Origin of the sequence: Desulfofundulus sp. (genome assembly GCF_049701015.1) — a bacterium.
Taxonomy (GTDB): domain Bacteria; phylum Bacillota; class Desulfotomaculia; order Desulfotomaculales; family Desulfovirgulaceae; genus Desulfofundulus.
Window position 1 is genome coordinate 21,611 of sequence record NZ_JBNATZ010000004.1, and the last position, 9,816, is coordinate 31,426.

At 56.2% G+C, this 9,816-nt stretch carries 10 protein-coding genes; all 10 read left to right on the forward strand.

Going from position 1 to position 9,816, the window contains the following annotated elements; all coding sequences use genetic code 11:
• Positions 1-67 precede the first annotated feature (67 nt).
• Entirely contained in the window at positions 68-1,378 is a 1,311-nt protein-coding gene (gene hisD / locus ACPLUI_RS00695; protein WP_424658347.1) for a histidinol dehydrogenase, read from the forward strand.
• Positions 1,371-2,444 (forward strand): histidinol-phosphate transaminase, encoded by a 1,074-nt coding sequence (gene hisC, locus ACPLUI_RS00700; RefSeq protein WP_424658348.1) that lies wholly within the window; start codon positions 1,371-1,373, stop codon positions 2,442-2,444. The genes hisD and hisC overlap by 8 nt, the downstream gene beginning before the upstream one ends.
• A gap of 3 nt (positions 2,445-2,447) precedes the next feature.
• The gene (gene hisB, locus ACPLUI_RS00705) at positions 2,448-3,050 is read left to right on the forward strand and encodes an imidazoleglycerol-phosphate dehydratase HisB (protein ID WP_424658349.1); all 603 of its coding nucleotides are present in this window, start codon (positions 2,448-2,450) and stop codon (positions 3,048-3,050) included.
• Between the two features lie 28 nt (positions 3,051-3,078).
• Positions 3,079-3,690, forward strand: a complete 612-nt coding sequence (gene hisH / locus ACPLUI_RS00710) for an imidazole glycerol phosphate synthase subunit HisH (RefSeq protein ID WP_424658350.1) — start codon at positions 3,079-3,081, stop codon at positions 3,688-3,690.
• Complete coding sequence (gene hisA / locus ACPLUI_RS00715) at positions 3,684-4,430, forward strand: 1-(5-phosphoribosyl)-5-[(5-phosphoribosylamino)methylideneamino]imidazole-4-carboxamide isomerase (protein ID WP_424658351.1); 747 nt, start codon at positions 3,684-3,686, stop codon at positions 4,428-4,430. The genes hisH and hisA overlap by 7 nt, the downstream gene beginning before the upstream one ends.
• Positions 4,424-5,188, forward strand: a complete 765-nt coding sequence (hisF, locus tag ACPLUI_RS00720; protein WP_424658352.1) for an imidazole glycerol phosphate synthase subunit HisF — start codon at positions 4,424-4,426, stop codon at positions 5,186-5,188. Before hisA ends, hisF begins: the two co-directional genes overlap by 7 nt.
• Before the next feature lie 57 nt (positions 5,189-5,245).
• Entirely contained in the window at positions 5,246-6,031 is a 786-nt protein-coding gene (gene hisI, locus ACPLUI_RS00725) for a phosphoribosyl-AMP cyclohydrolase (protein ID WP_424658353.1), read from the forward strand.
• Positions 6,032-6,264: 233 nt separating this feature from the next.
• Positions 6,265-8,475, forward strand: coding sequence for a DNA helicase PcrA (gene pcrA, locus ACPLUI_RS00730; RefSeq protein WP_424658354.1), 2,211 nt, complete (start codon positions 6,265-6,267; stop codon positions 8,473-8,475).
• Between the two features lie 82 nt (positions 8,476-8,557).
• Positions 8,558-9,418, forward strand: coding sequence for a lipid II flippase Amj family protein (locus ACPLUI_RS00735; RefSeq protein WP_424658355.1), 861 nt, complete (start codon positions 8,558-8,560; stop codon positions 9,416-9,418).
• 35 nt (positions 9,419-9,453) lie between these two features.
• A partial coding sequence (locus ACPLUI_RS00740; protein WP_424658356.1) for a DNA ligase LigA-related protein occupies positions 9,454-9,816 on the forward strand: 363 nt, incomplete at its 3' end.

The following is a 9,816-nucleotide window of genomic DNA, read 5'->3' on the forward strand; positions in this document are numbered from 1 at the left end:
TAATTTAACTGGTTAAAGGGATAAAATACTGGTATCCTTAACAAGCAACTAAAAGGAGGGCACCCGTTTGATTAGAATCATACATGCGGGCGATCCGGCCGTGGAGCAGCTCCTGTCCCGCCACCCGGCGGGTGAGGAGGAGGCTGCCGCTAAGGTAAGGGACATTCTCGCAGGGGTCCGCGAGGGAGGAGATGAGGCCCTTTGCCGGTATACGGCCCGTTTTGATGGAGTTAGCCTGAACCCGGCAGAACTGAAGGTAAAGCCGGAAGAAATTTCCGAAGCCAGAGAACGGGTTACAAGCGAATTTCTCGACGCCCTGGAAGTGGCGGCAGAAAACATTATGTCCTACCACCGCCGCCAGCTGACAACCTCCTGGATGGAAGCCGACGCGCGGGGCCTTCTCGTGGGACAGCTTGTTCGCCCCCTGGCCCGGGTTGGCGTTTACGTACCGGGAGGCACGGCAGCTTATCCTTCTTCAGTATTGATGAACGCCCTTCCCGCCCGGGTGGCCGGGGTGAAGGAAATCGTCATGGTCAGCCCTCCCAACCGCGAGGGAAAAATCAACCCCCATACACTGGTAGCTGCAGACCTGGCGGGAGTGACAGAAATTTATAAGGCAGGCGGAGCACAGGCCATAGCCGCCCTGGCCTATGGAACGCAAACCATCCGGCCGGTGGACAAAATCGTCGGGCCGGGCAATCTATATGTTACGCTGGCCAAGCAGCAGGTCTTTGGGCTCGTCGATATCGACATGCTGGCGGGGCCGAGCGAAGTGCTGGTCATAGCCGATGATTCGGCCGATCCCCGCTATGTGGCCGCCGACATGCTTTCCCAGGCCGAACACGATCCCCTGGCCCGGGCACTGCTTCTTACTCCTGACAGCCAGCTGGCACAGGCCGTCAAGGATGAACTGGAGCGCCAGCTGAGGGATTTGCCGCGGCGGGAAATTGCCGCCAGTTCTCTGGCCGGCTACGGAGCCGTTATTCTGACCCGGGATATCGCCCAGGCCGTAGACCTGGCCAACCGCTTCGCCCCGGAACATCTGGAGCTGGTGGTGAGGGAACCCTTCTCCTGGCTGGGCCGCATTACTACGGCCGGAGCCGTTTTTCTGGGGCCCCATGCTCCGGAGCCCCTGGGAGACTACCTGGCTGGCCCCAGCCATGTCCTGCCCACCGGAGGGACGGCCCGCTTTTACTCCCCCCTGGGCGTGGACGCCTTTCTAAAAAGGACCAGCGTCATTGCCTGCTCCCGGGAGGCGTTCCAGGAAGTGGCCCGCCACATTATTCACCTGGCCCGGGTAGAAGGCCTGGATGCCCATGCCAGGGCTGTAGAAATAAGGCTGGACAAGTCAGGCCGGGAGAGTGAAAATCATGAGTGACATCTTTGATCCCGCCGCACTGGTGCGCCCGGACCTGGAGGAGCTGATACCCTACCAGGTTCAGGTTCACCACAATGTAATTAAATTGGACGCCAATGAAAATCCTTACGATTTTCCCCCCTCGATCAGGGAGGAAATTTGGCGAGAGCTGGGGAATCATACCTTTACCCGTTATCCCGACCCCGTAGCCGGGGAATTGCTTGAACAGATTTCGGATTACACCGGCGTACCGGCGGACGGAATCCTCGCGGGTAACGGTTCGGACGAGTTGATTCTCACCCTGTTATTGACCTTTGGTACCGGAGGGCGGGTAATCATTACCCCTCCCACCTTTTCCATGTACGAGGTACATGCCCGTATAGCGGGAGCCCGGACAGTGAACGTGCCCCGAAAGGGAAATTTTGACCTGGATGTGCGGGGTGTGATTGCAGCAGCAAAAAATCCCGACACCCGGGTGATTTTCTTGTGTTCACCCAACAACCCCACGGGGAATGCCACTCCGCCGGAGGAGGTTGCCGAAATTCTAAAGAACAGCCGCTCCCTGGTGGTGGTGGACGAAGCCTACCAGGAATTTGGCGGAGAAAGCTGCATCCCTCTTTTGATGGAATACCCCAATCTTGTGATTCTGCGCACTTTCTCCAAGGCCTTCGGGTTGGCAGGCCTGCGGGTGGGTTATGTACTGGCCAATCCGGCAGTGGTACGCCAATTACTGCGCACCAAGCAACCCTTTAATTTGAACGCCTTTTCCCAGCTCGCCGCTCGGATGGTATTGGCCCACAGGGAAGAGTTCGGCCGCTTGATCGAACTCATCCTGCAGGACCGGGAGGAACTGTACCGGGAACTGGCCGGTCTGCCCGGGGTTGAGGTTTTTCCTACCGCTGCCAATTTCATCCTTTTTCGCACTCCTTTGCCGGCAGAGCAGGTATATCGCGAGTTGATGGCGAACGGGATCTTGATCCGCAACATGCATGGACCCGGACTGGAACAATGCCTGAGGGTAACAGTGGGGAGAAGGGATGAAAATCGACTTTTTCTGGAAAAGCTAAAAAAGATTTTAGGGCTCTAGGGGGTGGAAAAAATAAGTTCACAGAGGGTGGCCGGGATAGAACGCCGAACAGGTGAAACGGAAATCCGGGTGCAACTGAACCTGGATGGGACGGGCAGCTACCAGATCAGGACAGGCATTGGCTTTCTTGATCATATGCTTTCGCTTTTCACCCGGCACGCCTGTTTGGACCTGGATCTGGATGCCCGGGGTGACCTGGAAGTGGATGGTCACCACACAGCGGAAGATACGGCAATTTGTCTTGGCCAGGCACTGAAAGAAGCTCTGGGTAAAAAGGAAGGCATCAATCGTTACGGTCATGCCCTTTTACCCATGGATGAGGCCCTGGTGCTGGTGGCTGTAGATTTGAGCGGCCGGGGCTTTTTAGCTTACGACGTTTCTTTGCCGTCACCCCGGGTGGGAGATTTCGACACCGAATTGGTGGAAGAGTTCCTCCGGGCACTGGCTCTAAATGGGGAATTCACCCTGCACGTACGCCTCCTGGCCGGGCGGAATACCCACCATATCATTGAAGCCATCTTCAAGGGCCTGGGCCGGGCGCTGAAATCTGCTCTGGCCATAGATCCCCGGACACCGGGGGTGCCCTCCACTAAAGGTCTGTTGTAGTGTTCTGGAGGGGGAGGAGGCGGAAATTTTGATTGCCATTATTGACTATGGGATGGGTAATCTGCGCAGCGTAGAGAAAGCTTTTGAAAGGGTGGGGTTCAGAGCCGAAGTGGTACAGGATCCGGAGCGGGTGGGACAGGCCCCGGGCGTGGTCCTGCCCGGGGTGGGGGCCTTCCGGGATGCCATGGACAACCTCAGGGCTGCCGGTCTGGACCGGGCGGTCAAAGAGGCCATTGCCGGAGGCAAACCTTTTTTAGGTATCTGCCTGGGACTGCAACTCCTGTTTGAAGTGAGTGAGGAGTTTGGTTCGACACCGGGCCTGGGCATTTTCCCCGGCCGGGTACGCCGTATTCACTGGAACGTTAAAATCCCCCATATGGGGTGGAATCAGGTATTCTTCCAGAAGGAGAGTCCCCTGACCAGGGGAATTCCCGACGGATCAACTTTTTACTTTGTCCATTCATATTATGTAGACCCGGGGGATCAGGACCTGGTGGCAGGGGTAACCACCTATGGTCAGCCCTTTACCTCCATGGTCAATCGGGGTAACGTTTTTGGCATCCAGTTTCATCCGGAAAAGAGCAGCACCCTGGGGCTAAAAATTCTGCAAAACTTTGGGGAGTTGGTGGCCAAATGTTAATTATCCCGGCAATTGACCTGCGGGCAGGCAAATGTGTACGCCTGGTGGAGGGCAGGCTGGACAGGGAAACCGTTTACTCTGACGACCCCGTCGCAGTAGCGCGCCTGTGGGAGGACCAGGGCGCCCGCTGGCTGCACGTGGTAGATCTGGATGGAGCCTTTACCGGCGAACCCAAGAACTGGGACATTATCCGGAGCATCCTTTCCGCCGTCCGCATACCCGTGCAGGTGGGAGGAGGCATCCGTGACATGACGGTTATTGAACGATTGCTGGAGCTTGGGGCTGCCCGGGTAATCCTGGGGACAGTGGCCATTATCAATCCCGGTCTGGTTGCCGAGGCCTGCGCCCGTTACGGCGAGTCCATCGTGGTAGGCATTGACGCCCGCAACGGCAAAGTGGCCATTGAAGGCTGGGGAGTGACGGCCGAAAAGAATGCTCTGGAACTGGCCGCCGAGATGAAAGCCCTGGGTGTCAAACGGGTGGTGTTTACCGACATCTGGCGGGATGGCACGCTGAAAGGCCCCAATCTGAGCGTGGTGGAGGAAGTAGCCCGTTCCACGCAGCTCAAGATCATTGCTTCCGGGGGAGTTTCCAATCTGGCTGATCTGCAGGCACTCAAGGCCATGGAGCCACTGGGAGTGGAAGCGGTGATCATAGGTAAAGCCCTTTATGCCGGCACTATAAATCTGCGCGATGCCCTGGAAATTGCCCGGGCGGAATTGGAGGAAAAGGTGTGCTGACCAAACGCATTATCCCCTGTCTGGACGTAACCGACGGCCGGGTGGTCAAGGGAACCAATTTTCTAAACCTGCGGGACGCCGGTGATCCTGTGGAGCTGGCTGCTCTCTACGACCGGGAAGGGGCTGACGAACTGGTCTTTCTGGATATCACCGCCTCAGCGCGGGGCCGCAAAACAGTCGTGGACATGGTTTACCGTACGGCGGGAGAAGTGTTCATTCCTTTTACCGTAGGCGGAGGCATCGGCTCCCTGGAAGATATCAGGGCCATCTTATCTGCGGGAGCTGATAAGGTTTCCATAAATACTGCCGCGGTGAAGGACCCCCGGCTCATAGCGGAGGCGGCCCAGCGATTTGGCAGTCAGTGCATTGTGGTGGCTATAGACGCCCGCCGGGTTGGTGAAGGGAAATGGGAAGTGTACATACACGGCGGACGTACACCCACAGGCATCGACGCCATCCAGTGGGCCAGGGAGGTTGAAGCGCTGGGGGCAGGGGAGATCCTGCTCACCAGTATGGACAGGGACGGTACCAAAGACGGCTATGATCTGGAACTGACCCGTGCCGTGGCCCGGGCGGTGAACATACCCGTAATTGCTTCCGGTGGGGTGGGTACTCTTGAACATATTGCCGAGGGTCTGACTGCCGGCGAGGCCGACGCAGCTCTGGCAGCTTCGATCTTCCATTTTGGCGAATACACTATCCGCCAGGTGAAGGAATATCTCAAGGAGCGGGGTATCCCCGTACGGCTACCCTGTTAGTTTAAGGCAGGCGGCACACACGCAGCAGACAATTCTTTAAAACAGGAGGATAAACCGATGACGTTTAATACAAGCTCTTTGAAATACGATAGTGCCGGTTTGATCCCAGCCATTATCCAGGACGTTGAGACCAACATGGTCTTGATGATGGCCTATATGAACAAGGAAGCGGTGGAAAAAACCCTGGCCACCGGTGAGACCTGGTTCTGGAGCCGTAGCCGTCAAAAATTCTGGCATAAAGGGGAAACCTCGGGTAACGTGCAAAAGGTGCAGGAGATAATCTATGATTGCGACCGGGACACCCTGCTGGTCAAGGTCAAGCAAACGGGAGCCGCCTGCCACGAGGGATACTACACCTGTTTCCACTACCGCATCAACCGGGAAACGGGACAGACGGAAATAATCGGAGAGCAGCAATTCAACCCGGAGGAAGTTTACGGCCCCAAATCGCTGCCGGGAGGTACACCAGCAGTTGGCGGCACGGGCAACACGCCAGCTTCTGCCGGCAATGAAAAACTCGGGGACAAAGAGAATGAAAAAGATACTCCCGAAGCCAGTTCCCTGATATTAGAAGAGCTCTACCGGGTGATCAAGGAGCGGCAGGAAAAGCGACCCCCCGGTTCTTACACCGCCAAACTCTTCAACAAGGGCCTGGACAAAATGCTTGAGAAGCTGGGAGAAGAGGCGACAGAGCTGATCATCGAGGCTAAAAACCGGGACAGGGAAGAGGTTATCGAGGAAAGCGCTGATGTTCTATATCACCTGCTGGTAATCCTGGCAGAGCAGGGTATTACACCGGATGAGGTTTTTGGCGAACTGGCCAGGCGGCGGAAGGAAGATTAGAGTTTCAAAATGCATGACGCTGTCCGCCGGTGAGGAGTTCCGCTCTTTTTTGAACCTGCTGTGACAGGTCAGGAGAGTTAGATTTCTTCATACAGCTCTTCCTGTGAATGTGAGATTTCCCGGTCTTTAGTTAAAAGCACCGGGTTTCTTCTTTTTTAATGGCACCTAAATTAATGGTACCGAAAAACCAGGGCCTGTGATATAATCCACCCTGGATGGGAAGTGATTAATAAATGGACCTGTTGAAGAACCTGAATGAGGCCCAGAAAGAAGCAGTCAAGCACACAGACGGACCCCTTCTGGTGCTGGCAGGTGCAGGCAGCGGTAAAACCCGGGTGCTGACCACCCGCATCGCCTATCTCCTGCAGCAGGGAGTGAACCCGCATCATATCCTGGCCATTACCTTTACCAACAAAGCCGCCAGGGAAATGAAAGAGCGGGTCCAGGCCATGGTTCCCCATGTGGCGCGGGACCTGTGGGTTTCCACTTTCCATTCCGCCTGCCTGCGTATCTTGCGTAAGCAAGCCCGCTTTCTGGGCTACTCCGAAAATTTCGTGATTTATGATGAACACGACCAGCAAACGGTTTTGAAAGATTGTCTGAAAGAATTAAACCTGGATGAGAAAAAGTTCCCCCCCCGGACCATAGCTGCGGCAATCTCCGGAGCGAAAAATAGACTATTGGGACCCGGTGCCTACCAGGACGAAGCTTTTGATTTTTACTCCCGTCATGTGGCACGTGTTTATGCTCTGTACCAGGACAAGCTCCTCCGTAACAACGCCCTGGACTTTGACGATCTGATCATGCTCACGGTCCGCCTCTTTGAAGAGAACCCCGCGGTCTTACGCTATTACCAGAACCGTTTTCGTTACATCCTGGTGGACGAGTACCAGGACACCAACCATGCTCAGTACGTGCTGGTGAACCTCCTGGCCCGGGAGCACCGCAACCTCTGCGTGGTGGGCGATCCAGACCAGGGCATTTACAGCTGGCGTGGTGCCAATATCCAGAACATCCTTGACTTTGAAAAAGACTACCCTGATGCAAAGGTGGTCAAACTTGAGCAAAACTACCGCTCCACCCAGATTATTCTGGATGCCGCCAATCACGTCATCCGGCGTAACCGGGGGCGCAGGGACAAAAGGCTCTGGACAGCCAGCGGCACCGGAAACCCGGTGGTGGTCTATCTGGCCCACGACGAACGGGCCGAGGCCAATTTCGTAGCCGACCGCATCACCAGGCTCCACCGCCTGGGCGTGCCCTACCGGGATATGGCAGTTCTTTACCGCACCCACGCCATGTCCCGGATACTGGAGGAAATTTTCCTGCACCAGGGTATTCCCTATGCCATTGTGGGCGGCCTGCGTTTCTACGACCGCAAGGAAATCAAGGACCTGCTGGCCTACCTGCGGCTGGTGGTGAACCCGTCGGATACGGTAAGTTTACGACGCATTATCAATGTACCTCGCCGTGGTATAGGAGAAGCTTCCTTTCATAAACTGGTTGCCTTCAGCACCACCAGGGAAATTCCAGTACTGGAGGCCCTGGCCAGGGTGGACGAAATACCCGGCCTGACGAGAAGCGTGCGGACTGCCTGCATGGAACTGGCCCGTTTCTTTGGCTGGCTGTACGAACACCAGTACGAACTCAGCGTAACCGACCTGGCCCGGGAAGTGCTCCAGCGGTCGGGGTACTGGCAGGAAATCCAGGCCGAAAATACGGTGGAATCCCGTACCCGGCAGGAAAACCTGAAAGAATTTCTCTCGGTAACCCAGGACTTCGACCGCCGGGCCGAGGAACGAACCTTGAGCGCTTTTCTGGCCGAACTTTCCCTGGTAAGCGACATAGATAATTACGACGAGGAAGCCGATCAGGTTGTGCTCATGACCTTGCATAGCGCCAAGGGGCTGGAATTCCCGGTAGTTTTTCTGGTGGGCATGGAAGAAGGGGTCTTCCCACACTCCCGCTCCCTGCTTGAACCCGCGGAGCTGGAGGAGGAAAGACGACTGTGCTATGTAGGCATTACTCGGGCCAGAGAACGGCTTTATTTAACCCACTGCTGGCAACGCACCCTGTACGGAGCCACCCGGCACAACGACCCGTCCCGTTTTCTGGAAGAGATTCCGCCTCACCTGGTTACAGTCGATGACCCCCTCGACAGCGGGAATGGGAAAGGACAAACAGAACCTGCTTCTTCCAATACCGGACTGCTCCGGGAAGCAGGCAAAAGAAGGGGACCCGGGTTACTCACGCCCGTCCGGGAACAGACCCCGGCCTACACCTTCAGCCCTGGGGACCGGGTCAGACACCGCAAATGGGGACAGGGTACGGTGGTCAACGTAAGGGGGCACGGCGAGAACGCCGAATTGCAGGTGGAATTCCCCAACCTGGGCACCAAAACTCTTTTGGCCCGCTACGCCCCCCTGGAACGTGTTGAAGTCTGACCCATGCCTGTTGAAGGCAATAATAAGACAAAGGAAAACCAGCACGGTTAAATTTGCGCCATCTCCTGCGGAGGCTTCACATATGACTCGTTTGCTTATCGTGGCTCTGTTAACTGCCGTCATTCACATGATCAACACCCTGATTTATTCCGTGCGCCTGGCCGGGGTGCGTACCCAGCGCCTGGCCACGGCCCTGTCCCTTTTCCAGGTGATCTTTCTCATTGCCAGCACGGCGAACCTGATTCAGGCACCCCTGATGTCTTCCATTGTGGAACACGCCATTAACGCCGGCTTAAAACATGCCAGCAGCGGAAATATCCTGGCAGACCCCTATTATCAGAGCCAGCTCGCCAGGTTGAACATGGAAATCCGTATGGTAATCATGGCTGCTACTGGGGGAACCATCGTGGGAGGGCTTTTCCTTCCCACCTTTGTCCGGGTTTTCACCCGGGGAATAATGCTCCTGGAAGATCTGGGTTCGGTACCCCGCCTCATTTTTAAAATGATCCTCTCGCCACGTCAGCTTTTTGCCATGGCCCGGAAGATTACACTGCCGGGGGCTGGCCGCTTCCGGGATGCCCTGCGGAGGCCGCTTAACATACCCCGCTATTTTCTGGTAGCCAACATTTTAATCACCGGCATCTGGACGACCGGTGTGCTGTCAGCCCTGTATGCAGGAGCGTTAATACCCCTTTTCCGGTCCACGGCCACCCTTACTTCGGGAATTATCAACGGCGTGGCTGCCGTACTCGCAGCTACGGTGGTGGATCCTACAGCAGCCATGATCACCGACCAGGCTATGCGCGGAGTACGCCCCGAAGAAGACGTAAAACAAATGGCCGTCTACCTGGCCCTGACCAGACTTGCAGGTACATTGTTGGCCCAGGCCCTTTTTGTTCCGGGGGCACTGGTTATCCGCTTTGTGGCAGAAATCATCACCTGATCCAGTTTCAGGGGGTGTAATTTTTGGACAGTGCTATGGAAAAAGCCCGCCAGCGGATTGAGGAGCTGCGCAGGGAAATTGAATACCACAATTACCGTTACTATGTGCTGGACGACCCGGTAATTTCCGATGAACAATACGACGCATTAATGCGGGAACTGATCAGGCTGGAAAGTAAATACCCGTCCCTGGTCACTCCGGATTCACCCAGCCAGCGGGTAGGGGGGCAACCCCGGGAAGGCTTCGCCACCGTGCGTCACCGCATCCCCATGCTCAGCCTGTCCAACGCCTTTGACGAAGGAGAACTGCGGGATTTTGACCGCCGGGTGCATTCCTCCCTGCCCGGCGAACCGGTGGAATATGTGGTGGAACTGAAAATAGACGGGCTGGCCGTCTCC

Excerpts from the sequence above, each read along its gene's own strand:
- hisC (WP_424658348.1), top strand. The coding sequence starts at position 1,371 with ATGAGTGACATCTTTGATCCCGCCGCACTGGTGCGCCCGGACCTGGAG.
- hisA (WP_424658351.1), top strand. The coding sequence starts at position 3,684 with ATGTTAATTATCCCGGCAATTGACCTGCGGGCAGGCAAATGTGTACGC.
- hisI (WP_424658353.1), top strand. The coding sequence starts at position 5,246 with ATGACGTTTAATACAAGCTCTTTGAAATACGATAGTGCCGGTTTGATC.
- pcrA (WP_424658354.1), top strand. The coding sequence starts at position 6,265 with ATGGACCTGTTGAAGAACCTGAATGAGGCCCAGAAAGAAGCAGTCAAG.
- ACPLUI_RS00735 (WP_424658355.1), top strand. The coding sequence starts at position 8,558 with ATGACTCGTTTGCTTATCGTGGCTCTGTTAACTGCCGTCATTCACATG.